The 26,866-nt window shown below is 51.0% G+C and carries 22 protein-coding genes; 6 read left to right on the top strand and 16 right to left on the bottom strand.

Features of this window, described 5'->3' with window-relative positions; translation table 11 throughout:
• The first annotated feature begins 3 nt into the window (after window positions 1-3).
• The 6 genes from MID00_RS09730 (at window position 4) to MID00_RS09705 (ending at window position 4,869) form a co-directional block, all read left to right on the top strand.
• Window positions 4-834: an ABC transporter permease gene (locus MID00_RS09730; RefSeq protein WP_009463485.1), complete on the top strand. Its 831-nt coding sequence runs from the start codon at window positions 4-6 to the stop codon at window positions 832-834.
• Entirely contained in the window at window positions 831-1,346 is a 516-nt protein-coding gene (locus tag MID00_RS09725; RefSeq protein WP_250756224.1) for a nitrous oxide reductase accessory protein NosL, read from the top strand. Before MID00_RS09730 ends, MID00_RS09725 begins: the two co-directional genes overlap by 4 nt.
• 32 nt (window positions 1,347-1,378) lie before the next feature.
• Window positions 1,379-2,386, top strand: coding sequence for an FAD:protein FMN transferase (locus MID00_RS09720; protein ID WP_254500252.1), 1,008 nt, complete (start codon window positions 1,379-1,381; stop codon window positions 2,384-2,386).
• A gap of 95 nt (window positions 2,387-2,481) precedes the next feature.
• A complete protein-coding gene (pgi, locus tag MID00_RS09715; RefSeq protein WP_254500251.1) occupies window positions 2,482-4,053 on the top strand; it encodes a glucose-6-phosphate isomerase in 1,572 nt (523 codons plus the stop codon).
• A gap of 118 nt (window positions 4,054-4,171) precedes the next feature.
• Window positions 4,172-4,483, top strand: coding sequence for an antitoxin (locus MID00_RS09710; RefSeq protein ID WP_254500250.1), 312 nt, complete (start codon window positions 4,172-4,174; stop codon window positions 4,481-4,483).
• Between the two features lie 5 nt (window positions 4,484-4,488).
• A complete protein-coding gene (locus MID00_RS09705; protein ID WP_254500249.1) occupies window positions 4,489-4,869 on the top strand; it encodes a PIN domain-containing protein in 381 nt (126 codons plus the stop codon).
• Window positions 4,870-4,889: 20 nt separating this feature from the next.
• Here MID00_RS09705 and MID00_RS09700 read toward each other — a convergent pair whose 3' ends face one another.
• The 16 genes from MID00_RS09700 to MID00_RS09625 form a co-directional block, all read right to left on the bottom strand.
• A complete protein-coding gene (locus tag MID00_RS09700) occupies window positions 4,890-6,437 on the bottom strand; it encodes an LTA synthase family protein (protein ID WP_254500248.1) in 1,548 nt (515 codons plus the stop codon).
• Window positions 6,427-7,200, bottom strand: a complete 774-nt coding sequence (locus MID00_RS09695) for an SDR family oxidoreductase (RefSeq protein WP_088451897.1) — start codon at window positions 7,198-7,200, stop codon at window positions 6,427-6,429. Before MID00_RS09695 ends, MID00_RS09700 begins: the two co-directional genes overlap by 11 nt.
• The gene (locus tag MID00_RS09690; RefSeq protein ID WP_254500247.1) at window positions 7,187-8,665 is read right to left on the bottom strand and encodes a glycosyltransferase; all 1,479 of its coding nucleotides are present in this window, start codon (window positions 8,663-8,665) and stop codon (window positions 7,187-7,189) included. Before MID00_RS09690 ends, MID00_RS09695 begins: the two co-directional genes overlap by 14 nt.
• Before the next feature lie 15 nt (window positions 8,666-8,680).
• On the bottom strand, window positions 8,681-9,766 hold the full coding sequence (locus tag MID00_RS09685; protein WP_021447224.1) for a glycosyltransferase: 1,086 nt from the start codon (window positions 9,764-9,766) through the stop codon (window positions 8,681-8,683).
• The gene (locus MID00_RS09680) at window positions 9,763-11,079 is read right to left on the bottom strand and encodes a glycosyltransferase family 4 protein (RefSeq protein WP_254500246.1); all 1,317 of its coding nucleotides are present in this window, start codon (window positions 11,077-11,079) and stop codon (window positions 9,763-9,765) included. The genes MID00_RS09685 and MID00_RS09680 overlap by 4 nt, the downstream gene beginning before the upstream one ends.
• A 5-nt stretch (window positions 11,080-11,084) precedes the next feature.
• Window positions 11,085-12,047 carry a polysaccharide deacetylase gene (locus tag MID00_RS09675; RefSeq protein WP_254500245.1) on the bottom strand — a complete coding sequence of 321 codons (963 nt, stop codon included), beginning with the start codon at window positions 12,045-12,047 and terminating at the stop codon, window positions 11,085-11,087.
• Between the two features lie 14 nt (window positions 12,048-12,061).
• Window positions 12,062-12,892, bottom strand: a complete 831-nt coding sequence (locus MID00_RS09670; RefSeq protein ID WP_254500244.1) for a polysaccharide deacetylase — start codon at window positions 12,890-12,892, stop codon at window positions 12,062-12,064.
• Window positions 12,893-13,017: 125 nt separating this feature from the next.
• Complete coding sequence (locus tag MID00_RS09665; RefSeq protein WP_254500243.1) at window positions 13,018-15,789, bottom strand: heparinase II/III family protein; 2,772 nt, start codon at window positions 15,787-15,789, stop codon at window positions 13,018-13,020.
• A 21-nt stretch (window positions 15,790-15,810) separates the two neighbouring features.
• Window positions 15,811-17,772 carry a glycosyltransferase family 4 protein gene (locus tag MID00_RS09660; protein WP_254500242.1) on the bottom strand — a complete coding sequence of 654 codons (1,962 nt, stop codon included), beginning with the start codon at window positions 17,770-17,772 and terminating at the stop codon, window positions 15,811-15,813.
• 69 nt (window positions 17,773-17,841) lie between these two features.
• Window positions 17,842-19,104: a UDP-N-acetyl-D-mannosamine dehydrogenase gene (gene wecC, locus MID00_RS09655; protein WP_254500241.1), complete on the bottom strand. Its 1,263-nt coding sequence runs from the start codon at window positions 19,102-19,104 to the stop codon at window positions 17,842-17,844.
• Window positions 19,105-19,118: 14 nt separating this feature from the next.
• On the bottom strand, window positions 19,119-20,240 hold the full coding sequence (gene wecB / locus MID00_RS09650) for a non-hydrolyzing UDP-N-acetylglucosamine 2-epimerase (protein ID WP_137430565.1): 1,122 nt from the start codon (window positions 20,238-20,240) through the stop codon (window positions 19,119-19,121).
• 4 nt (window positions 20,241-20,244) lie between these two features.
• Window positions 20,245-22,962, bottom strand: a complete 2,718-nt coding sequence (locus MID00_RS09645) for a hypothetical protein (RefSeq protein WP_254500240.1) — start codon at window positions 22,960-22,962, stop codon at window positions 20,245-20,247.
• A gap of 25 nt (window positions 22,963-22,987) precedes the next feature.
• Window positions 22,988-24,073, bottom strand: a complete 1,086-nt coding sequence (locus tag MID00_RS09640; RefSeq protein WP_254500239.1) for a chain-length determining protein — start codon at window positions 24,071-24,073, stop codon at window positions 22,988-22,990.
• A gap of 101 nt (window positions 24,074-24,174) precedes the next feature.
• Window positions 24,175-24,837 (bottom strand): ABC transporter ATP-binding protein, encoded by a 663-nt coding sequence (locus tag MID00_RS09635; protein ID WP_250756237.1) that lies wholly within the window; start codon window positions 24,835-24,837, stop codon window positions 24,175-24,177.
• Complete coding sequence (locus MID00_RS09630) at window positions 24,834-25,622, bottom strand: ABC transporter permease (RefSeq protein ID WP_250756238.1); 789 nt, start codon at window positions 25,620-25,622, stop codon at window positions 24,834-24,836. The genes MID00_RS09635 and MID00_RS09630 overlap by 4 nt, the downstream gene beginning before the upstream one ends.
• Before the next feature lie 42 nt (window positions 25,623-25,664).
• The gene (locus MID00_RS09625) at window positions 25,665-26,864 is read right to left on the bottom strand and encodes a polysaccharide biosynthesis/export family protein (protein WP_240688315.1); all 1,200 of its coding nucleotides are present in this window, start codon (window positions 26,862-26,864) and stop codon (window positions 25,665-25,667) included.
• Window positions 26,865-26,866 lie beyond the last annotated feature (2 nt).

Genomic DNA, 26,866 nt, shown 5'->3' with positions numbered 1-26,866 from the left:
GCCATGAACCCTGTCCTGATCATCATCCAAAAGGAAGTGCGCGACGGATTGCGCAATCGTTGGGTACTGGCCGTCACCCTCTTGCTGGCCGCACTGGCTTTGTCCTTGGGTTTTCTGGGCAGCGCCCCCACCGGCAGCGTCAAGGTAGATCCTTTGACAGTCACGGTTGTCAGCCTGTCCAGCCTGTCTATTTTCCTGATCCCGCTAATAGCCATGCTGCTGTCCTACGACGCCATTGTGGGTGAAATAGAACGCGGCACCATGTCCTTGCTGCTCAGTTACCCCGTCCATCGCTGGCAAGTTCTGGTTGGTAAGTTCCTGGGCCATGCCCTGATCCTGAGCTTATCTACCGTAGTGGGCTACGGTTTGGCAGGCGTTACCTTGCAAGTAGCACATGGCGGCCTGGACTTCAGCGTCTGGACGCCCTTTCTGGCCATGATGGGTGCCAGCGTTCTGCTCGGCGCCAGCTTCCTGTCCATGGGCTATTTCATCAGCACCCTGGTCAGAGAGCGTGCCACTGCGGCCGGACTGGCCATCGGTATCTGGCTGTTTTTCGTGGTGATTTATGACATGGCTCTGCTGGGTATTCTGGTCGCTGACCAAGGTGCCATGATCACCGCTTCCTGGCTGAACATCATCCTGCTGTTCAACCCCACCGACGTGTACCGCCTGCTGAATCTGACCGGCTACGAGAATGTCGCCATGTTTGCTGGTATGGCCGGTTTAAGCGAACAGGCTCGTCTGCCTGCCAGTGTGTTGATGAGCGTTCTGCTGCTGTGGATCGCCGTGCCTTTTGGTCTGGCAAGCCTGGTATTCAAAAGAAAAGCACTATGAAAAAACTGCGCACTCTTCTGTTGCTGTGCCTGGGTCTGATACTGGCTGCCTGCGGCCAACCGGAACAGGTGCAAGCCCCGCCGCCTCCCGTCGTCCAGATCCCGCAAACGGCTGTAGGCCACTACTGCGGCATGTACCTGTTCGAGCATCAAGGCCCCAAAGGGCAAATCCTTCTGCGCGAACGCGAAGCGCCGCTCTGGTTCACCACCATACGCGAGGTCTTTGCCTACACCATGCTGCCTGAAGAATCCAAGGCCATTGCCGCCACCTATGTGCAAGACATGGCCCAACGCAATCAGGACGGCCAGTTCCCCGAACAAGCCTGGATACCAGCACAAGATGCCTGGTATCTGATCTATAGCCGCTATACCGGCGGTATGGGCACCATCGATGCCCTGCCCTTTAGCCAGGAGCAGGCCGCCAAGGACTTCCAGCAACAACATGGCGGCCAAGTAGTTCGTTTTGCCGAGATGCCGGAGAACTACATCTTTGGTGCGGTCGCGCTGCCTTGAAACGCTTATCTTCCTGATCCCAGGTATTCGCCATGACTTCTACTCCTGTTTCCCGCCGTCGTTTTATCGGTATCGTGGCCGCGACCAGCGCCCTGACTTGCGTGCCCTGGGCCGTCAAAGCGATGCAAGCAGCCACTACCCCGCTCAGCTCCTGGCAAGGGGTGGCTTTAGGTGCGGACGCACAACTGCATATCCACCATCCCGACCCGGTTTTCGCACAAACCCTGATTGATCAGGCCCTATCCGAAGTGCGACGGCTGGAGCGAATATTCAGTCTGTATGAACAAGACAGCGCCTTGCGCCGCCTGAATCGCGATGGCTATCTGAAGCAAGCCCCCGGCGATCTGACGCGGCTGCTGCTGGAATCACAGCGCCTGAGTGAATTAACGAACGGGGCCTTTGATCCAACCGTGCAGGTACTCTGGGAGCTGTATAGCCAAGCGGCTCAACGCAACACTCAAACATCCATTCCTGATGCCGCCGAGATTAGCCAAACGCTGCAACAAGTCGGGTATCAAGCCATCCACATTCAGGACGACACGATCCAGCTACAGCATCCCGGTATGGCCCTGACCCTGAACGGGATTGCCCAAGGCTACATCACCGATCGCATTACCGAACAGCTGAAACAAGCTGGGCTGGAGCACGCCTTGGTCGACATGGGAGAAATACGCAGTCTAGGCGTGGCTCCGGGCAACCGCCCCTGGCGTGTCGGTCTGGCAGGCGATCCCAGCCACACCACCAGCCTGCTGAATCTAAATGTCCATAACCAGGCCATCAGTACGTCATCAGGCGCAGGAACTGTGCTTAGTCGGGACGGTTCAATTACCCATTTGTTCAATCCCGCTAATGGTCAGGCTCGGCCTTTGTATCGCAGTGTCTCTGTCGTGGCTGGAAACGCCACGATAGCCGACGCTCTGTCCACAGCCTTCTCCTGGATGTCGCCACAAGAGATTACGCGGGTGCTAGCTAGCGATCCCAGTTTGCAAGCATGGGTGCTGCCTTATGGTGAACACAATCTGATCCCAATACATTCATAAGGGCAAAGACAGAATCAGTTACGGACCAGTCTGCTCAAGTGTGTCTAAAGACTCGTACAATGGCGCCCTAGTCTACTGTATGTTGAGCACTCCCTATGTCCACCAGTTCCCACTCTCTGCCTCTTGCGTCTCCCCTGACAGGCCTACCAGAATGGACTCGCTTCTGTGAGGCAGCACTAAGTGCCGATCGATATACGCTGGATTTGCATTGCTTGAAAACAGCTGGGCTGCAAGTAGACCTCAGTGGCCAACGTCACTCACTTGAATTACAGCAGGCAGGTGAAGCGCTGTTGATGGCACGTAATTTTGACGAATCACGTAAACAGCTGCTAGAGGGGGGCCTAGTCAACCGCACAGAACAACGTGCTGCCTGGCATAGCGCTCTGCGTGCCCCTGCCCCCATCGCTGATGTCGCGAAAGAGCGCGAACGGATGAACCACTTTGTACGTGTCGCCGACTCCGAACGCCGCTGGCGCAACATCATTCATATCGGTATTGGTGGCAGCGACTGGGGCGTACGCCTGTCCCTGGCGGCCTTTGGTTATCGCCACAGCTGGCGCAATGTACGCTTCCTGGCCAATATCGACGGCCATGCGCTGGAGCATGCCTTGTCGGGTATGGACCCTCACGACACCCTGATCGTGATCGCCTCCAAATCCTTCACCACAACCGAAACCCTGAAGAACGGCCAGCGCGCCCTGGAATGGCTGCAAGCCGCTGGCGTTGCGAATCCCTACGAGCAAATCGTTGCCGTCACCGCCCGCCCTGAAACTGCCTCACAGTGGGGGGTCCCACAAAAAAACACCTTCCAGTTCTGGGACTGGGTAGGTGGCCGCTTCTCCCTGTGGTCGGCAGTCAGCTTAACCACGGCTTTAGCGGTTAGCAGTGACGTGGTGGCCGGGATGTTGTCAGGCGCTGCAGCCATGGACCAGCATTTTCAGGAAGCCCCCATCGCCTCCAACGTGCCCGTGCAAATGGCACTGGCTGGCGTGGTCAACCGCAGTGTGCTGGGTTATGGCTCACTGAACATTTCCCCCTACGACTTCCGCCTGGGCAATCTGGTGCCCTACATTCAGCAACTGGATATGGAGTCGTTGGGCAAGTCCGTCACCACCAGCGGTGAGCCGGTTGGAATCGCTACCGGCGCAGCCGTCTGGGGCCTGGCTGGAACAGACGCACAACACACCTTCTATCAGTGGCTACACCAGGGCAGCGATGGCGCACCTGTGGATTTTATTGTGTGCCAGCAGGCAGATCACAATCAGGCCGAGCACCATAATCTGCTGCTGGCGAACTGCCTGGCACAGCGCGAAGCCTTGATGCGCGGCAAAACCTACGAACAGGCCTTGGCCGAGTGCGAACAACAAGGTCTGGGCGAGCAGGCTGCCGAACTTGCCTACCATCGCGTGCACTCGGGCGGCCGCCCTAATACGCTGATCGTATTGCCCCGCCTGAACCCCTTCTCGCTAGGCGCCCTGCTGGCCTTGTACGAGCACAAGATATTTGTGCAGGCCTTGATCTGGGGGATCAACCCCTTCGATCAATGGGGGGTGGAATACGGGAAAGTACTGGCGAACGGGATTTTGCAGGAGCTGTCGGGAGAGAAAAAAGCCTCTGCTGAGCATGATGCGTCTACTCGGCATTGGATAGAGGCTTTCAAGAACTAAGGCTGTCCACTTAGCTGCCCCTGCCCAATCTCATTATCTATCAAAGACCTAGGGCACTATTCTCTCATCAGCCTCCACGTGTATACTATCCGTATATACCAAACCCATGGAGGTAACTATGCGTACAAACGTAAAACTACCCGCCAAGAAAGTTCACCCCACCAGCAAGACAACAAGCGTGTTCATGAGTGGAAATAGTCAAGCGGTTCGTCTACCTGAAGGTTTTCGATTCGAAGGGAAAAGAGTCTTCATACGACGAGACCAGGAGTCTGGTGATGTCATTCTGTCCTCAAAGCCAAGAGGCTGGGATCACTTCCTTAATGTTGCCGCTAATAATGACCCTGCTGAATTCGAAGGTTTCCTGGAAGATCTGAACAGAGATCAAGACTCCGCCCCCGAGAAAGATCATTTCGCAGGGTGGGAAGAATGATCTACATGCTAGATACCAATGCTGTTTCCAATGCTGCCATGAACAGGGGCAAAGTAAGAGAAACTATGCTGGGACACAGTCCCAGCAATATTTTTGTATCTAATATTGTGCTCGCTGAGCTGATGTATAGGTTTGCCAAAAAGTCCAGACCCACCTTGCAGGCGACAACAGAAGCCCTGCTAAGCACGATGACTGTGCTGGATTGGGACGATTCCGTTTCCGATGTTTATCCGGCTTTCCGTGTAGCCATAGAAGCCAAAGGTCGCTCGCTCTCGTATATGGACATGCTGATTGCAGCCCATGCCCATTCAATAGGGGCCATCTTGGTGTCCAGCGATGCGGGAATGCATAACGCCCTGGCAAGCAATGTTGTTGATTGGTACTAGGACTACAGTAGACAAAGCGTCTACTGGCTCATCAATCCACTCGCGCCCATCCACTCCCGTGCCAGATCATGAATCGCCGCATCCCGACGCGGCGTTCTTGCCTGCCCCTGAGTAGAGTTCCAGATAAAGTAATCCACATCCCCACAAGGAGTACCTAGCGCCGCGTAGACCGAAGGCATGATGGGAACGTGGTCGCCATACCAGCACAGGCTGGCAGGCCTGTCCGACGAGATCAAGGCCCCGCGCAGACGTGTAAGCATGGCATCGGCATTGCGAATATGGCGCAAGTAAATCGTCAAATCGTCGCAACCTGGTGGAGGTGGCTGATGGTACAAGGCCTCGATATCACCCGCTGCAACCTTTTCCAGATGCAAAGGCCCGTGATTCTCCATCGTAATCACGTGTATGAATACCGGCCCTGTAGCCTGCTCCAGCACACTGGCGACTTTATCCGCAACCGCCAGATCGCCAATATAAGGGCCTGTACGTTCCACATCAGCAAAGGCCTTGATGTCCAGAAACTCGTCAAACCCAAACAGCGGAAATACACGGTTGCGCTGGTAAAAACTGGCGGGATAAGGGTGGATACAAATCGTGTGGTAACCCTGCTGCTTCAACCAGGAAGCCAAAGTCGCCACAGACCATCCCGCACATACTGCACGATAGGGGTTGAAGCGGTGCACGCCCAAAGTGCTGTTTTCAATACCGCTTAAGAAGGAAAACTCCGAGCGCACGGTATTCGCGCCCCAAGCGGGGACCTGCAAGTATCCGCTGGCAACCGCTTCGGCTTTGAAGCGGTCAAACTCCGCCAGAATTTCTGGTCGAATCCCGTCAGAAATTCGCCGGGCATCAAAGAAAGACTCGCTTTGTATGGAAACCAGATGAGGCAGGTCAGCCAAGGAACCCACGCCAGACAAAACAGACGCAGACTTTGGGGCAACACTTCCAAAAGGGGACGACAAGCTTGGACGCTCTCGGCCTTGTTGCCAGTATCGCCAGAAGCTGGCTAACAGCCCCAAGGCCTGCACGTCCTGTTCCGGGGCAATCTGCACCATCAAACGCGCGCTATTACCCCAAAGCAGCAAGCCCAGACTCAACATAGCAAGCAGAGCCAAGGCTCCCCATTGCCCTGTCCAGGCAGCCCGCAAGGCGGGCACAGCCTCCAGCCATAAGCCAATCGTCAGAGCAGCAATAAAACCCGCTGCCGCCAGGAAGAACTTTCCCCATCCCAGAAAAGGAATGTAGAGCCGAGGATGACGGATCGCATCCGTAAAATACTCGTAATCCTGGAACACAAAGGCTTCACGCAACGCCTTGAACTTGGCATTGCTGACCACGACCAGCAGCAGGAAAAATGCGCACAGCAAGGCCGTGGCAAAGATAGGCCGCCCCAACACGAAAACCAGCACGACATACGCCAAACCATACAGGCCAACATGCAGAGCCCAGGCCGCCGCAGGACGACGCAAGCTGGCTGCTGTTTGCAGAAAACGCTCCAGACCGACTGTCAGGGCCAGTCCCGACACGGCAGCCAGGATTGCAGTCCAGAATCCGGGCTCAAGCGTCATAGCCAATCTTGCTCAGAATAAAGACAGACACCCGGGCGGGCAGGACGGCGAGGAACCAGCAACCCAGGTTTAAAGGAAACGGAAAGCTGATACGCGCTTTGTTGGCTTTCAGGCCACGGGCAATACGCTTGGCTGCTCTTTGCGGGGTCCACAGGAATGGTTTGGGGCCTGGCATGGCATCACACATGGGCGAGCTAACGTAGCCTGGCATCACCACATTGACCTTGATCCCCTCCGGGGCCAACCAGCCGCGCAAACCTTCACCATAAGCTTTGACCGCCGCCTTGCTGGCGCTATAGGACGGCGTAGTGGGCAGACCAAAGTAAGCGGCCAAGGAGCTCATCAAGGCGATCTGACCGCGCCCTTTCGCCCGCATGGCGGGCAGCACAGATTGCACGACTCGCAGTGAGGCCTTCACATTGATATCCAGCAGCAGCTCGGTATCTTCCCAGGCCTCCGGCTCGCCATTGGGACCTACATGGATATTCATACCCGCATTCACGATGACCAAATCAAAGGCTGCGCATTGCGACAACCAGTCATGCAAGGCATCCAGATCACGCAAATCCAGCTGATGCGTCTGTACCTGCGCACCCGCCTGACGGCAGCGCTCGGCCAGAGGCTCCAGAATCGCAGCATTGCGACCATGCAAAGTCAGTTCTGTACCGGGTTTGGCGTAGTAAAGCGCCAGCTCGCCACCAATGGCACTGGTGGCACCGGTAATCAGAATCCGTTCCTGCTCTGCTGGTTCAGCTACGCCCACGCGCTCTCCTTTCTTGGAAGGACCAGTACAAAACCATGCCAAAGCCGACACAAACCGTCGCATTCAAAGGAATCAACAAGTAATTGCCCATGCGTATGGCCACATACAAGGCCAATGCCGAATACAGGAAAGTGAACACTTCGCCGATCAGCAAATACAGATTGATGCGGGGCTGCCTTGCCACCTTCTCACCTTCCCCTTTGGGGGTACGATTAAATTCCCCGTAGACCTTGAAGGCGGCTCGCACACCACCGACAAAATAATACCAAGCCATGGGCGGGAACATGGCGACATACAAGTAGGTATGCCACAAGGTGCCCAACACCCCCGGCCTGTCATCAAAACGTGCTCCCTTGCGAGCGCCGAAAGCATTATTCAACGCCCAGACAGCGACCAGCAAAAAGAATAGCGGCGCGCCCCACTGCAAGACGACATGATCAAAATTCAGCAAATAATTCAGCGGCAGGCTTAGCAAGATCAGGGCATAAATCGACGCCAGCATGACCGATGAAAACATCATGGAAAACGCATGCATGCGCTTCATCAAGGGCATGTCCTGCTGCCACATCTGCCCCAGGTGCTTGAAGGCACTATGAATCAGCCCCCGCCCCCAGCGTTCCCGCTGCACACGGAAGGCGCTGATGTTCTCGGGCAAGGTGGACATGGACACCACATCGCGCAAATAAGCGTACTTCCAGTCACCAAACTGGGCTCGATAGCCCAGGTCCACGTCCTCGGTAATGGTAGAGGCATTCCAGCCCCCCAGGGCTTCCACGCAAGCGCGTCGCCAGACACAGGAACTGCCACTTAGCGAGGCCATGTCCCCATCTTCACTCAGCCCCACCGTCACATACTGCTGGTGGCCCATCTCCATGGCCTGAAAACGGGTCAGAAAAGAGTGGTCACGGTTTTCATAGCCAATACCCGTCTGCAAAAAACCCAGCTTCGCGTCCTTGAAAGGCGGAATGGTTTTCTGCAGAAAATCGGCAGGCGGCAAGAAGTCCGCATCGAAGATCGCAAAAAACTCGCCCTGGGAATGCTGAATGCCCTGCACCAGATTCCCGGCCTTGTAGCCTGCACGATCAGCACGCTGAATGCGGCGAATGGGCACACCTTGCCGAGCACACTGATCCACCTTGTTCTGGGCCAACAGCGCAGTCTTGTCTGTTGAGTCGTCCAGCACCAGAATTTCCAGCGCGGACACCGGATAATCCAGACGACAAGCCGCATCGATCAAACGCTCGACAACAGCGGCCTCGTTATAAATCGGTAATAAAACGCTGACCTTGGGATACCAATCCTGCTGCAAGGAGGCGGACGTCTGCACCAGCTCGCTTAGCTTGCGACGCTCCACCCGTCGCGAGATCAGCAGTACCCGCAGTTCCAGAACCACGTATAGGGCAAAGGCCCCCACAACCAACAAGAACAGCGCCTGAATCAGGTACGCAAAAATGCTCACAATCATGGAAACAAGCGCACCCTAGAAGCCGACCACATCAGCCAGCTCCTGGAGGCGATGCTCCCAGGTGTGGAACTGACGCACATACGCCGCCCCCGCCGCCGCACGCTCGCAATCCTGCGCGGTGGGGCCCTGGCGCAGACGTGCAAACAACTCAGTGGCCTGCTCACGGGAATGCACCACGTGGCAGAAATCGCGGAAATAACGATCCACCGCACGACCGGGATTAGTCACCGCAATGCCCCCACTGGCCAGAATCTCCAGCAAGCGGCGCGAGCACATGGTGTCAGAATCCGTGACCGAGTTCACGTTCAGGCACATCACATGTTCTTTGTAGATACGCCCCGTCTCGCGGTGCGGAACCTGACCATGAACCTGCACATGCGTCGAGCGCGGAAAGCGGAATTCGATATGCCGGGACAATCTGTCGTGATTTCTGTCGTAGGCATTAAGCTGCATCTGCGCATCTTCACAGGCCCCGAAAATCATGTCCAGAAAGCGCCTACGTTCACTCAGGATGCGACGGTAATAACTGCCCGTAAAGCACCCTTCCTTGCGTGTGAAATCAAAGCCCGTGAAATTATGAAATGCAGGCTGATACGGCATGCTCAGGGTGTTCACAGGTACATCAGGATTCAAGCGAGCGCGATAGCGCGGCAAGCAATCACTGTCCGTGGTGAACACATAATCAAAGGCCTTGGCCACATCAATGAAGTGCTCGAAATACGCCCCATCGTCCTTGTTCCAGAACACCGTGGGCACACCCTGATCCTTAGCGAACTGCACCAGCTTGTAAATCGTGCGAGGCGTACGCAAACGGATCAGTCGCGACTGCTTGGCCAGCTCGTAACGCCACGCGCCACCCAGCCCATGGAACACGGACTCCACAAAAAGCAGATCAGGCTTCCAGGAGGAGATGACCTCCTCGTAATTGCGCGGGTTCAGAATACGGATAGAGCATTCGGCTGACAGGCAGTCTGCCGTGAAATAGTCCGACACCAAGGCTACTTTCAATTGCCCAAACTGCCCCGCGGGCTTGCCGTCTTCACTGACGGTTGGGTGCGTGTAGATGCGCGCCCCCAAAGCCCGGATTGCGCGACCAATCATGAATTAGCCCCGGCCGGCAAAGCATGCACCACAAAGTCAGCCCAACTGCGACGCTGCGTGGCCTCTTCACGTGCCAAGGCACCATCCTGGGCCAACACTTCCGGACCAGCCTGAAACGTTTCCTCCAGCACACGAGCCAAGTCCTGCACATCCCCTGCTTTAAAAAAACGCACCGAACGACATGGCCCAACTTCGTCTTGAAACACCGGCAAATCCGGCACCAGAACAGGCTTGCCCATCGCCATCGCCTCAACCAGCTTGATGGGAGGGACAATACGGCACACCTCAAAGGGACGGCGAGGAATACATACCAGCGCGGCCTTGGCCTGCAAGGCGCGAGCCTCCTCAGGCGAGACCCGACCAGCAAACAGCACATGCTTTTCCATACCCAGGCTTTGCACCTGAGCCTGCAACTGAGCGCGCGCCTCCCCATCCCCAATAATGGTCAGGGTGACATCCTTGCCACGGCCAACCAGATCCGCCACGGCGTCGATCAAGACATCCAGCCCTTCATAAACAATCAGGGAGCCAGCATAAACAATCGTGTTGGGCTGCACATCCTGGGCAGCGCCAGGGGTAAAGCGCGAGGGGTCGACACAATTGGGCATCAGGCCCATGCGTGCAGGATCTACATTCCAGTGCTCGCGAGCGTACTGCCCCAACTGCTCGGAAATCACAAATAAGCGGTCTGCCTGACTGGCAACCAGACCTTCCAGCTCCAGACCCTGCTTGAAGCCCTGCGAGTCACGGAACTCCGGCATGCGGGAGGCTCGGCTCAGCTCCCACAAGCCACGCATTTCATATTGGAACGGAATGCCTAACTGGCGCGCGGCGATCAAGGCTGGCAAGGCATTGACGTGGTTGGAGGCAGCATGAATGACAGCAACGCGCTGCTTGATGGCTTCCTGAGCAATGGAGGCGGCAGCTTCTATGGCGAACTGCATGACGGGGCGCTTGTTGGAAGGATTACGAGCATGTGCGTAACGCACCCCATCCACCAAGGTTTCATCCTGCTGGGCATCCACCAGTCTGTCTTTACGATCCCATGGATAGCCGGGGCGGGTCAGCACGCAGATATCCCCGCCTGCCGCTTGCATGGCACGGATAATCTCATGGGTTCGGGTGGTGTAGCCACTGATGTGATACGGCAAGGCACTAGCCGGCACATACAGCAAACGTCCTGGCACAGGTTCGTAAGGTGTCTGGCGACGCTGACCGCGTCGGGTTTGCCGACGCACAGTAAACAAGGTCAAACGCCGGCTCAAAGCCATCCAAGGCTCGCGCACCAGCCCACGCCATAACTTAAAGAACATGTTCCTCAGGCCTTTTTCTGAATTTTATTGTCCGGTTCTGCCTTCAGCTCTGCCAATGACAAGTCCACCGTATCAGGCACAACAATTTTTCCGCGAGCCTTCAAATCCAGAAACTCTGCCGTCGTAATCACGTCATAGTCCTTAGTCAGACGGGCCAGCAATTTGCGATACCCCTCCATACGGCTATCGTCACGATACTCACCCAGACCGTTCTCGTCCCAGAACAACAAGGACCAGGAATGCAGCAAGAAAACCGCAAATGAAGGGTTGCCGCTAAGCGTATTCAACAACAACTGCCCCCACCAGGGGCGGAAGCGGAAATAGCTGGACTCTGGGTAAGTAAGGCGAGCCCACCATTCAGGCTTGCCTACCTTACCTAAAATCCGCTTCTCGGTCGTAGGCACTTCGATCACGCCGTTGGACCAAACAAAAGGATTATTTGTGGGTTTGCTGTAAACGCACTGATTATTGTGGACAGCGCATACAGAATTATTGAAGGACAGAGGAATACCCACTGCCTTCAAAGCACGAATCGTATCCGCATTCCAGCGGAATGAACCCGCCCGATGAGCCAGAACCGGCTTGCCTGTTACCCCGGACATCACGCCTGCAAAGTGCCTGAACACAAACTCCGCACGGGACTGCTCGGTGTACTGGTTCATGTACTGCGGACGGTTCGACAAACCATGCTCTTTCCAGAAGCTGTCGGGCAAGTACTCCGGGTGGGTATGCAGTTGTACATCTTGACCTTGCTCATCCAGCCAACGCACCACTTCTTTCAGCTCGTCAAGGCGGGAGTAAGCCCCGCACAAGTCCGTAAAAAACACATGCTTGACACCGAACTCGTCACCGATCTTGCACATTTCGGCCACCCCGGCCGTACCCTTTGGAAATCGCCCCCAGATCAGACGATTAACATGGTCGTCAGAGGCCCGCTTTGGCAGCGCCTCTGTGTCGACCGTAATCATTGCGTAGCGATCCCTCATACCTGTGTTTCTACCTGCTCTAAGTTAACTGTTCGCGAAAGACGGATTTTACCCCGCGCCTGCAGATCTAAAAAATCCGCTGTGGTGATCACGTCGTAATCCTTAACAACACGTTGCAAGAACAGTCGGTAACCCTCCAGCAAGCGGTCGTTCGTGTACTGGAAATGACCGTTTTCATCCAGATCCAACAAGGACCAGGAGTGCATCAACACCACTGAGACCTTGGGCAAGGACCACAAGGGGTCCTTCCAGAATGTCGTAGGCCGCGAACCATATTGAAAATAAGAAGATTCCGGATAAGTCAGGCTGGACCAGCGATCTGGTTTACCCCCCGGTCCACCGGGCTTAAAACGCTCTGTGACCGGTACTTCAATCGTTCCGTTCGACCAGGCGTAAGGCAAGCAATCAGGCTGGCCTGTTGGGCAACGCTTTAACAAGGCGGCCCGCATGGACTGGTTGAAGGACAAAGGAATGCCAACGGCCTGCAAAGCACGGATTGTGAGGGCATTCCAGCGAAACGAGCCTGCGCGGTGGGCGAGGATGGGTTTGCCAGTGACGTCAGAGATCAGCTTGCCGAAGTGTCGGAAGACAAATTCGGCGCGGGCTTGGTCTTTGTACTCATTCATTAAAGCTGGACGATGGTCCAAACCGTGGTCCACCCAGAAAGACTTGGGCAAGGTTTCAGGATGGGCATGTAGCTGAACATCCTGACCTTGTTGATCCAGCCAGCGGACAGCATCCAACATCTGTGTTTGATGCTCAAGCGTGGCACACAGGTCCACAAAAAATACGTGTTTGACACCAAACTCGTCACTGATGGCACACATTTCGCGGATGCCAGCGGATCCCGATGAATACTCTCCCCACACCAGACGCTGGATATGGCTATCCTCAGCACGCCTGGGGAGAGCCTCGGTATCAACCGAAAGGATTAGGAAACGATTATTAGAAATCAAACGACGAGCTCAGCATCTTGATAATATTTTCTGATAGCTGCTTTTGCGTCAAGACCATCAGGAAAACCAACACTATGATTCCGAATAGACTTTTTTAGCGCCACATCATTTCCACTAAAATGAATTTTCCTCAACACATTTGGAAACTTAGACTCAAGAATATCTTCCATCATTACATGGTGGCTAATTGTGTAATCATCCAAATTACAATAACTCAAACATTCTTTAGGTCCTCGAACAGCACTAAACATAGAAAAAAGACTAAAGTCCTCAAATTCATCACCATTAGCAAAAACAGCTTTTTCCAAGTCAGAAAACTGAGAGTGTTTTCTCGGATCAAACTGACAATTTGACACCATTGCCGTTTGATTAAATCTAGCCGCCATATCTAAAGCTACATGCCCCCCGCCACTACTGCCATAAAATAAAATATTTTTTATAGAATATTTTTTAACATAATAAGAAACAACGTATTCAATCAAATCTCTTTGCTTAACCCTTTTTGTATCCAAAAACCACCCAAGGTAAACAGAGCTGTCTCTATAAAACTCCAAAAGCATATCTGAAAAACAAAGAATGTTAGGAGCACCATTAAAAGATAAGTTATTTAATCTAAAAACAGGCAAAGCTGTTCCTGCATCATCCAAAGCTGGCGGTTTAATAGCACCATGAAAAGAAACAAATAAGCTATGGGAATTATTATTTTTAAACGAATGACTTAATCCATCGAAAACAAAATACCTCAAACCATCATAATGACTAGCAATTTTAGGTTCAAAAAAAGCTAATTTTTTCGCATCAAAGCCAATTTCTAAAGAAATTTCCTCATTAGAGCAATAGAAATTGCCCTCATGAAACCCCACCATATCGATCGAAGAGTCATTAGCATCAGGATTAGCTACAATTCTAGTAACAACAACCTTCTTTGAACTCATATTCGATTCAAAAATAGAATTAACTGTAGGCTGAACATTCAAATACGAAGGCGACACCCAGCCTAAAAGATTCTTCCCATCATCAAATCCAACATTGCATTGGAAATTTAAATCACCACCCTCATCCACACTTTTTATTGAAACCGTATCCAGGCCATCGGCACTTCTGGCGAAAACAGATTTCTCAGAAGCTTCCAATTTAAATCTCGGATCTAAATTCCACGATAGCTCAATTTTCCTGTCTTTCTTAACATCTGAGTAGTTCCATATACAGTCAATCACATAAACCTCAACTGAGGGCTTAAATAATATCACCCTAGTATGAATATATGAATCCCGTTTATGATCGACTGTACCTTTCGATATCCAATACCCAGAGCAATAAATAGGCTTATCCGAAAACCCAGAGCCATATACATCTTTAGGACTTCGACTAGAACTCTTCTTATCGACAACTAAAGCATTATGGGCATACGCGCTAGTGAAATAAGCCCTGAATCTATCACTTTTATAGCCATATTTACCACTATCAATTAGCAAGTACTTACCCCCCTCCTGCCAAATAAAAGATAAACAATCCGAGTGCTTATGCACACCACTATGAAATGATCCTTGAAAGAAAAGAAAAGAGCTCTTATCTAACTTAACTGTCGGCTTTGACCTAACAACAATATAGCCATCCAATAGAGCAGAAATATAGCGCCCGTTAGAATTATGCCCCCAATCGTAAATAAACCGATTATTTATAAGCTTTTTTGCCGTCCCCGAATCTCCTACCGGAACACATTCCAGTGCTGGAGTTACCAACCAATGCTTTGCAAGATTACCTCTGTCTATTATTTTATCAATCTTAGACTTATCGATACCCTTCCACCAAGGGGCATTAGTTAAAAATACTATTTTTTTTAAAACAAAAAAATGGTATTCCGGGGAATTCTCTGTATGCACACCATATTCACCTAGTTGGTTCTTTAGCAACTGCTCCATACTAGATATTGCATAATCCCTTATCTGTTGAAGATTCAGCCAATCCGCCTGTTTAACCAAACACACTAAAGACATAAGACCATGAATCTGAAACAAACCATGATTTCCATAGTTCAGATTCTTGGGGTCTGATAAATTCAGTATGTGCTTCTCAACAAGGCTATCAAGGTTATTGATGCAGTGGGACACACGCAAAGCTTTACACCGCAACACAAAATAGGTGAGTTTCAAAGCTCTAATACCGGTAGCCATGTCGTACCAAAACCAATCATCAGCCTGACCAGCAACGCTAACAGCAGTATCCCAGTCATTAATGACTTGGGAAATATAAGACACATCTTGCGGCTCAAATCGCAATAAAAATGGGTCAATCACACGCCAAGCCTGAAGCTGATACATCCAATTTCTATCGTTATAAGGGTCAGCAAGCCAATTAATTGGAAAAGAGAGTTTATGAGCCCTAAGATCTTCGCGGCCCATCGCGATAAAACCCTCCCTCTTATAACGCTTAATTTCAGCTTCTACATTTTTAAACCTTCTAATTTCATAAAGACGATCATCTAAATAGTCACCATCAAAATTATCTACGAAAATCATTTCTGATTTTTCTATAGAAATCTCATTGGACCATTTTTTTTCAACCCTTTCTGTAGTTTTAATATATAGCAATACACGCCAACTTCCAATTGAAGCTAAAGTTTTAAAAACAGAGGTTTTTTTGTCATTTGTATAGCCAATTTTTTCTACTATGACCCCATCTTTATAAAGCCTATAAGCAACCTGGCACCGATCATCTAATTTTGGCTGAACAAAAAACAAGCCATTTTCCAAAAAAAATTTAATCATATCTTTTATGTTAGAAAAACACTAAGAATCAAACCTATGGTATTTAGTTAAGATATTTTGAGCAATTTCAGCAGTTTTAGCCCAAGTTCTTTGATCTTCTACCCAAGCCCTACCATTCACTCCCAGTTTTTTTCTAAGCTCATCGTTATTAATTAGAATTTTCAATTTTTCCGCTAAATCTTCAATATTTCCCTTCTCAAAAACCAAGCCTGTTTTGTTCTCAATCACCATTTCCCTTAAGGCCTGGACAGAAGACACCAGAATCGCTTTTTGCATCGCCAAAGCCTCCAAAGGCTTCATCGGAGATACCATTTCTGTAACTGGCTGCGGCTTTCTTGGAAATGGCGCAATATCGATTAATGAATAATATGCCTCAACTTGTTCATGTGGAATACGTCCAGGCATAATTAATTTTTCTGTCAACCCTTCCTCAGCGGCAACTCTCAATATCTCTGCTGTTATCGGCCCACGCTCGGATCCAGATGCATTTTCATTTCCTACCAGCAATAGCCTAAAGTCAATATTTTCTTTCACCAGCAACGCACATGCCTGTGCTAGATTATCAAGCCCTTCATACTGTACAAAACTTCCTATATATCCAATAACAGGCACATCATCTGGAATGCCCAATTTAGCCGCCAACTCCCTGTCCCGCCCTCTAGGAGAGAATTTTTTTGGATCGCAAGAATTAGGCAAGATTGTAATTTTATTATGACTAATCCCTCTTTTAATTAGCTCGTCTCGCATCGGTGAAGTTAATGTAAATACGTCATCCGCGTACGTAGCTGCTAATTTCTCATTTTCTATTTGAGTCACATACAATCTAGTATTTTTAAAATCCGGCTCTCTAGAAAGCCGGGTAATTTCCCAAAAACCACGAACTTCATATATAAATGGAATTCCAACTTGTTTAGCAGCAATTGCCGCTGGAATTGCATTCAAATGATTAGATGCAGCAACCACAATTTCAATTCTGTGTTCCTTCAAAAAATCAACAATTTTCTCAGAAGCTGACAACATATAATCCACGGCACTCAAACCTTTGCGCGATGGATCAAAAATCCTTAGATATCGCAATCCATCAATAACGTCCTCTGAAGGCAATATCTTCCCTTCATGATCACCTGGTATATCAAATGGGTAACCTGGTCGAGAAGCACAGACAACGTTGTATCCTAGCTCAGTTAAGGCCACAGCCAAACCATGGCCGCGAGTAGCATAGCCTCCCGATGAGTAAGGAAGACTATTATGCAGAAAATAGGCTATTTTCTTTGACACTGGAGTGTAGGATTTGTCGCCTGTTTTTGATAATTTACTTTTTATTAGATCATACGCCCCTGAACTTTCACTTATTTTCTCCCTTGCTTTTTCCAACCACTCCGCAGTACTCAATCTCTTTTTACCAATTTTTGAAATAAGATTGACTGCATTCTTAGCTATTTCATACTGCCCTATTTTTAAAGCAGCCCAAAACAGCGACCTTAAAACCTTTTCATTTCCATGAATTGAATATGCGCATTTCAAAACACTAAAGATATACTCATTTTTATTATTTTCTTTAAGCCATTTTTGAGATTCGACCAAATCCAAGGACAACAGCTCTTTAACACTATCTCTACTAGCTATATTTGACTTAAAAAAACTTAGCGCAGCAACGTAACCACTTGATGCAGCAGTCCAAAAATCAAACAAGATCTTCTCATCAGCACTTCGACACCCTTTATATTTTTCTACCCTATCGCTCACCCATCCATTATTCAAAGTAGCTAACGTCTCTACAAGATCTGCAATAGCGGGATCTGGCTCTTCTTTACGATAATCCGAAATTTCTTGCAATTTCTTTTTGCAGAAATAAATGTTAACTTTAAAAAACTCCTCACCCAAAAAACCAGAAACCTCCTGATAAAGCTCTAAAGCCCCTTGGAAATCCCCATTTTTATATTTATTATATGCATCCGAAACTAGCTTACTTGAATTGTTCATATACAACTCTTTATTGTTCGGCCACCTTTTCAGTAGCCGAACAAAAATGCCTTTTATATTAGATCAAGATCAAACAACCAAACCGACAACATCGATCATATTTTCCTTGCCAAGAATTAAATCAATGTTCTCAACAAAGGATTTATGCTTCACCAATACGCATATAACATCTGCATCTATCAAAGCCTCTTGCAATGCAGCCAGCTTGATATTTTCAGCCTTTATACTAGAAGGTAAAACATCTACATTTGGCTCCACAGCTAATACCTGGCATCCAATTTCACTAATTTTCTTTGTAATCTTTAAAGCTGGGCTCTCGCGCAAATCGTCAATATCAGGCTTAAATGCCAACCCTAAGCAAGCTACTTTAATTGCACCCATGCTCGAACCAACTCTAGCTGTTAGTACATCTAATATGGCCGCTTTAACCTTCTCTACAACCCATTCAGGTTTGTAGTCGTTAATTTCACGAGCCAAGCGCACAATGCGAGCTTCTTCAGGCGTCTTATCCACGATGAACCAAGGATCCACGGCGATGCAGTGACCACCCACCCCGGCACCAGGCTGCAAAATATTAACGCGTGGGTGACGGTTAGCCAGGCTGATCAGTTCCCACACATTAATATTCAAGCGATCGCAAATCAGGGACAGCTCGTTGGCAAATGCGATATTCACGTCGCGGAAGCTGTTCTCTGTCAGTTTGCACATTTCGGCAGTGCGAGCATTGGTTGGTACCAAGGCACCTTCCACAAAAATCCGATACAGTTCAATCGCCATCTCGGTAGCTTTTTGAGTCATGCCACCAATAACACGGTCATTGCTAACCAGTTCATGCACTACGCGACCAGGCAAAACACGCTCTGGGCAGTAGGCCACCTGAATATCAGCCTCCTCGCCTGCCTGCTGAGGAAAGCTCAGATCAGGACGAGCTTCAGCCAGCCACTGCGCCAATTGCTCGGTCGTACCAACAGGAGACGTCGACTCCAGAATAACCAGATTGCCTTTGGCCAGCACTGGCGCAATGGCTTTAGCGGCGTCGGCGATATAGCTCAGGTCAGGCTTGTTGCCTTCCAGGAAGGGGGTCGGGACGGCGATTAGAAACGCGTCAGCAGGTTCTGGGGTCAGCGTAGCGCGCAAGTAACCACCGTGCACGGCGGCCTGCACCAGCATATCCAGTTCAGGTTCAACAATATGAATACGGCCTTGATTGATCGTGTCAACCGCGTAAGCGTTCACATCAACGCCAATGACCTTTTTGCGGCGTGAGGCGAATAATGTTGCAGTAGGCAGGCCGATATAGCCCAGGCCGATCATGGAGAGAGTTTCAAACATGCTGGTCTTCCGAATCAAGAGATCAAGGTTTTTAAAATTTCACTAATGCGGGTGGCGGCCTTGCCGTCCCCATAAGGGTTGTGCGCCCGTGCCATACGCTCATATTCAGCAGCGTCATCCAGCAGCTGCGTGGCAGCGCTGACAATGGCTTGTGTTTCTGTTCCCACCAAACGCACAGTTCCTGCATCCACGGCTTCAGGGCGCTCGGTCGTGTCACGCATCACCAATACCGGTTTGCCCAAAGAAGGCGCTTCTTCCTGAATGCCCCCGGAGTCGGTGACCAAAAGGTCACAACGATCCATCAGGTAAACAAAGGGCAAATAATCCAGTGGTTCGATCAAATGAACATCGGAAACGTCGGATAAGATACGACGTACTGGTTCCTGAACATTTGGATTCAAGTGCACTGGATACACCACCTGCACATCGCCACGGGAGGCAATCTGGCGCAAGGCCAGGCAGATGTTTTCAAAGCCGGAGCCAAAGTTTTCGCGACGATGCCCCGTCACTAAAACCAAGCGCTTGGCTGGATTGATAAAAGAGAACTGAGCCTCAAAACGGCTGCGCAGTTCCGAGTCCTGACGTACGCGTGCTGCCACATCCAGCAGCGCATCGATGACGGTATTGCCCGTAATATGTACCGTCTTGGGATCTACACCTTCACGCAACAAATGCGATTGTGATTGCTCGGTTGGAGCAAAGTGCACATCAGCCAGTACGCCTGCTTGGCGGCGGTTCATTTCTTCTGGCCAAGGCGAGTACTTATTGTGAGTACGCAAGCCAGCCTCTACGTGCCCAACCTTGATCTTGGCGTAATAGGCCGACAAAGCTGCGGCCATGGTGGTGGTCGTATCACCATGCACCAGGATCATGTCTGGTTGCCATTGTTTGTACACATCACGCATACCCAACAACACGTTGCTGGTGATGTCATACAGGTCCTGACCTGGCTTCATCAGGTTCAAGTCAAAATCAGGTTTGATGGAAAAAATATCCAGAACCTGATCCAGCATCTGACGGTGCTGACCCGTGACGCAAACACGTGCTTCAAATGCAGAGTCGGCAGCCAAAGCCTTAACAACCGGAGCCATTTTGATGGCCTCCGGTCGTGTGCCAAATACAGTCAAAATCTTCATAAAATTACTTTGTGTCTTTAGGGTGAACAGTTAATAAACAGGCATCTTTTTCAAGTTTGTATTCAGTGGATGTACCAGCAAGTCCTCGGGCTTCTATATCTGCCAACCAATGCTGAGCAATTTGTTTTTCATCCTCACGGATATAGTCATCCATCAAAAAATCAATCTGGGCATTAGGGAAATGCTCCATCAACAAAGGGCCTGCGGGGTATCGAGCTTGAGGGCCCGTAGCCGCTGGAGGGCCATCTACAATCACCAAAATGCGTTTGCGAGTAACTTGCTTTTGTTTGGCCAGTTTGACCAAGGTGCTTTGGCAGCTGTAATACGGATACACTTGGCCGTCCGCAGACTGCCAGTCCTTGAGTGGCGCCAGTGTCAGCTGTGCAGCCTGCTCCAACCCTGCTTGTTGGAGATGAGCTAAGGTTTGCTCGTAATACGACTCCAAATGCTCGAAGGACACGAACTGGGTCTGCCGGGCATCACCTCGCTCCGCCATCAACGCCAATGTCTTAGCCACAATAACGGTGGACATACCTGACCCAAACTCAATGACAAGGTCGTAGGGTATAAGCACCAGTTGCCGCATCAAACATAATGCAAAGTCTGCAGAGATTGGCCAACTGTGGGCCTCACTGTTAAATGCAGGTAGCACTCCAGTGGCAAAATACTCTTGCATCCCAACAAAAGACTGGAGCTGACGTACAGCATTAGCACTATTCTTCTTCACTGCTGTTTCAAGATGGCGACGAACACGGAGTAGCTCTTCGGATTGTTTTTTAAACAATTCCTCTTGTATCCCCGGAGCTGCCACGTCACGAGCGACCAAGGACTGCACTTGAGCACTCAAGCGCTCTAGCAGATCTGTTTCACGCGCAGTCTGCGCCGACAATGATTGCTGTAACTCAAGTTGGCGTGCCTCCAGTGCGGCTTTACTCTTTTCCAAGCTCAGTTGCTCTTTAGCTTGCTGCAACAACTCTCCCTGACGCTGTGCGGCTAAAGCAATGTACTCATCACGAACTTGAAAAGCTTGATTCAATTGAGCCTGCAAAGACTTATGGTCTGTTCGCTCCACATTGATTTGCTGCCTTGCTTCATCTAGTTCCTGCGTTATTGCCTGCACTTGAGATTGCAACGCGTGCACTTCATCCAAGCGATGGCCAGCAAGCACATCCAACCCATCACGGGCCTCCATCAACTCCTGCACTTGCAAAAGCAAAGAGTCCCTTGCTTCCTGAGTATCCCGCAGTTGCACCCGAAGTTCCTCACACTCTGCAACTGATTCCTGTAACTGCACCAACAGGGACTCAACCTCCTCCAAACGTTGCTCTGCAATTGCAAGTGACTCATCATGAGCGATACGCAAAATCTGAAGCTGCGACAAGGCCTCCTCTTTCTCGCGGTGATGCACCTGCAGCTCATCCTTAAGCTGCTCACATTGCTGGGCCATATCCGCCAAGCCACCTTGCACAGTGACACATTGTTCAAACCATTGCCCTGCTTGTGCCTCTTTGCCCTCCAGAGCTTGCCTGATCCGTTTCAGATCAGCTTGCAAACCCACGCACTCACGTTGCTTCTGTAACTTCAACTGTTCTTCTTGCTCCAGCTCACGCTTCAAATCCGCTACTTGTTTGAGTGCTGCCTGCGTATTGCCCTGCTCCTGAAGCAGGAGCTGTCGCTGTTGATCTTCTTGCTGGCCTCGCTCTTGAAGGGTTTTCTGATGATCCTGCTGTAATCGCTGGATCTGTACTCGCAATGCTTCAACTACTACAAATTGCTCTTGTTTTTCTTGATTCAGACGCTGCACCTCATCGCGCACGCTAGACAGCTGTATTCCTTGCTGTTTAAGAGTACTGACCATCTCGTTGCGTGATTCAGCCAACTCCGCCCACTGACGCTGCACCGCTGCATGCTGCGCCTCAACCTCAGATACAGAGCGGACTTGATCTAAACGAAACTCTTTCGCCTGCTTCAGCAAACGATCACGCTGACGCGCCTCAGAGTCAGTAAAAGACACATCTTCGGGCAAGAGCGCCAAGAGTGCTTCTGCCTCAAGTAAATCACCAGACTCATGCAATCGGAACGCCAACCATTTTTGGCGGAACCCACGTGGCTCCAACGCAAAGGCACGGCGCGCCATCGCCGCAACCAAGGTTGGCTCAGCCGTCATATACGTCCGGGCCACAGCTGTCCACGCACTGGCTTGCACGCTTTTTGAGACTGAAGCCTGATTCAGCAAGGCCTCTACCTGCTGGTCCCCTCCTTGCTGATACGCCTGAATAACTTTGTCGAAAGATTTCCCACCCAATGCAGCAGGAGGCTGGATGCGACGACTTTGACGCCAAGCCTGACGCAAACGCCCAGGCACCGAGATCAACGAGCCTGTAGACTGCACACCCTCAATCAAAATGTCGCCAAGCTGTTTAGCTAAAGCATATTGAGTCTTTAAATCATGTAGCTGGGTTTGCACCTTAAGCAAACACTCCAAGCGCACACTTTCCGCCTGGGCCTCGATAAGCCGCACATCCACAGGTGCCACATTAATGACTGTCGGCTTCAAGTCACTCCCAACTCCTTGAGGATGATCGTGCAAGCGCCCTAACTCTTCCTGCACGACTTGCAGTTGATCAAACAACAGCCGGTTCTCCTCTTCCATACATTGTGCATGCGTGGTTACCAGCTTCTCATGACCTAATTCAGAAGGCACAACAGGTGACATAGACATTTAAATAGATTTCCTATCTTTCTTATTAGTCCACATGGTCCAGGACGATGCTCTTGAGCAATTTCAAAATGCCGGCCAGGATCAACGCCAACAGCAAGGTCACCAAGGTGTTGTAGAGGCGGCGTGGCTCCATCGGATACTCGGGCAACGTGGCGGACTGCAGCACAGACACTTTCTCCAACATGCGAGTGGCGTCAATCCTGCCTTTCTCCAAAGCAGTCAAAGACGACTTGTAGAGCTCTTGTGTGAACTTCACATTCATATCCAAGCGATAAAACTCTTCCACATAGGCATTCAGAGTTCCACCTGACGGCGTCGCCAACTTCAGCTTTTCCTGCTTGATCTGTTGGTCCACTGCTCTCAGTGACTGCTTGAGCATCAGAATATTGGGATGATCACGATCCAATGACTTGGGCAAAGAGGCCAATTGGGTCTGCAACTGAGCCCGCTGCCCTTCCAAGGCAGCCACAATCGCATTAATACTTTCTGCTGTGGCCTGAGGGGACAATAAACCGGCTTCATTCTGATAGTTCAGCAGATCCTGGCTGGCTTTCTGGAAACGCTCCTGAGCCTGGTCAACCTGGGTAACCAAGAAGTCGACCTGCACCTGGGCCATTTCATGGCCAAGCACGTTCATGTAACGCTCGCCTTCCTGGACCAACTGCTGGGTAATAGCCTGAGCCATCTCGGGGCTATAAGCTTGGACCTTGATGCGCAACACACCAGAGAAGTCATCAAACTCCACCTCTACACGACGCAGATAATGACGATGAAACCACTCTAGCGAGGCGTCCTGAAACCACATCCGCGACACAACATCATGGTCCGAGGAGCTGTAATGCGTACGTAAGTCCAAAGACTCATCAAGCTTCTTGAGCATGTCCACGGACAGCAAGTAATCACGTAACAACAGCTGATTCGCGCGATCAACAGTCGCTACACCCGATACCAACATTCCTAGATCAAAAGACGGCGCCCCTACCGAGTCTGTCTTTCGGATAATGACGTTTGCCTCGGACACATAGCGGTTCGAGGCAAAGATCAACCAGTACGCCGACGTCAAAACAGCCAGGATCAGAATCACACGTACGGCATGATCAAATAAGCGCAATGAAAACCATGAGCGGAGGCGGGCCCCAAAAGAAGGTTTCTTTGAAACAGCCTTATCGGGAGCGGCACTAGCAGCCTGCGTAGTGACTTGAGGTGTATCTGTCATTTTGGAAGTGAATCCTTGTAGGCATTGAGCGCATCGTCAATCTGGTCAAACCAGTGCGCTCGCCCTTGATGCAGCCAGACTCCAGCCTGGCAAAATTGTCTTAAGGTGTTGTTGTCGTGGGCCACCATGATCAGGCCTGCACGATTTGTCATGGTTTTGAAAGCATCAGCTGCTTTCTTACGGAATGCCGCATCACCCGCCGCCGTCACCTCGTCCGAAATATACACATCGAAATTAAAAGCAAACGACAAGGCAAACTGGAGGCGAGAGCGCATGCCAGAGGAATAGGTATAGACTGGCTCCTCAAAAGCTCGGCCCAGTTCAGAAAAATCTTTAATGAAAACGAGCCGATCTGCCAAATCCTCTTGATGCCCATGAACTCGGCACACAAACTTCGCGTTTTGGCGGCCCGTTAAGGTACCCTCCAGCCCCCCATTCCCCATAGGCCAGGAAACCCTGCACAAACGCTGCACAGTCCCCTTATTGGGATGATCCACCCCGCCGATCAAGCGCAGCAAGGTAGATTTACCGGCACCGTTAGAGCCAATCAAACCCACATTTACCTTGGGTGGGATTGTCAGGTTTACTCCTTCCAATACCCAACGGCCCACGCCATGGGCGGTCTTGTAGCGCTTATAAACATCATTGACGACGATCATTTCATCACCAACTGCTGTGTAAAGCGTCTATACAAAACCAGGCCCAGAAATAAACTGACGATCCCCCACAGATACAGGTATCCCATGCTGACGCCAGGCACCATGTGGTAGTAATTCGCAAACCCTTTGCGCACTAACTCCAATCCATGCACTAAAGGATTAAACAAGAGCAGATCCCGATAAGGTTGAGGAACAGCAGAAATAGGCATGATGACCCCTGAAATCAAATACAAAGGCATCATCATGATTTTCAGTATGTGCTCAGTTTCGCGCACCAAGGCCATCAATACAGAGGCAACCAAGCCATAGCCCACGCCAAAGAGCCATAACCCGAACATCGTCACCACAACCTGCAAAGGATCGTCAGGCCGCACGTCATGCCCGAGCAGTGCCGCGCCCGTCAAAATAATTGCGGACACTAAGGTCATTAGAAATGCTTCCAAGACTCCACGAGCTATAGAGGTATCAAAAGGTTGCACCTGTCTGTATGCAAATAAAGGCTTATTGCTATCGACCGCGTACATCACCTGCATCGCTGTACGGCGAAACATGAAAAACGCCAACATCCCCACCACAATCCAGACAGTGACATCAATGCCACCGACTGTACGCAAACGAATCACTGTGAAGATGAACGTGATGAAACTGATATGCAGCACTGGCTCCATCAGCAACCAGAACCAGGCAGCCCGCATATCAAACAAGCGATCCAGGGACTCTCGCAAAACTAACGCCCGCCAGACCGCCCAAGTGACGGCCATTGGGCTGCGCACCTGCTTATTCATCTCGGCCTCTGTTGAAGGAGTTGTTCTTAAACATGCGCACGATCACTTCATCATGTTGTTCAAGGTCGTACTAGGCACAGCCACCGACACCACCAAACGCAGGAACTTCTGGAACTCCGCCGCTGGCGAGTTGGACACGTAGATCACGTCCTTATCCTGAACCGGGAAGTTCTGTGTGACAAAGAAAGAAGCCGGGTCACGGAGGTCGATTTCATACACCACGGGCACGACGCCCTTCTTGTCCAGCAGTGTCGATTCAGGTGCACCGTCCACCAACGCAGCATCCTCAAAGCGGAAGACAAACACACCGCGGGCATCAGCTCGTGACGTATCCAGGCCACCCGAACGGGCCAGGGCCTGTACCAGGGAAATGCCCTGAGCTTCAAATGGGATTTCTTCGTTCTTGCCGGTGGCACCCAAAATGGAGAAGCTCTGGTTCTGATACAGCGCCGTGATCACATCGCCCGGTTTCAACATGATGTTCTGGTTTGGATTACGGATGATCGTATCCAGCGCCATGGTGGATGTGTTCAGCTCTCGCGAGAGCTGAATGGCAATGCGGTTGACTGCTTGCTTGACGCCACCGCCTGCGGCCAGGGCATCCAGCAAACGCTCACCTTTAGGCGTCAAGGGCATCAAGACGCTTTGATTGACCTCCCCCACGACCGTCACGTTCGAGGTGTTGTTCTGAATGACACGCACCAGAACCTGCGGATTATTGGCCTTGCCTTGCAAACGCTTGGCAATGCTTTCTTCAATCTGTTGGGTGTTGCGGCCTTTGACGGCAATACGGCCAGCGAAAGGCATGCTGATCATGCCGTCGGGCGTGACCATTTGCTGGGGGAAAGCGACGGCATTGGTGGTTGCTGCCGTTGCCTTGGGATCCAGGGAAATGCTGCCAAACAGCATGGCAGGCGGTGCTTCCCAAACTGACACTTCCAGCACATCGCCAGGGCCAATCAGGTAGTTGTTCGAACCTGTGCTGGGGAACTGGGCGGCAAAGTCACCCATGCGCTTTTTAGCGGCCAACTTCTTGGTCAACTCGTCTGTCACGTTGACCAGGGTGATTCCTTCAATACGGCCTTCACGTCGTTCCTGTACTTGCTGGCGGCTGGGGCCGTCTGCAGGCATCCAATCAGGCATCGTGGCACATCCGGCCAGTACGGCGACCAAGGTGCTGGCCAGTACTGGCCGTCCCATTGCTGCAATCTTGCTTACTGCTGTGTGTAGTAATTGAGCCATGC

Source organism: Alcaligenes sp. NLF5-7 (assembly GCF_024266725.1).
Classification (GTDB): domain Bacteria; phylum Pseudomonadota; class Gammaproteobacteria; order Burkholderiales; family Burkholderiaceae_B; genus Alcaligenes; species Alcaligenes phenolicus.
This window is presented reverse-complemented; position numbering and strand designations above follow the sequence as displayed.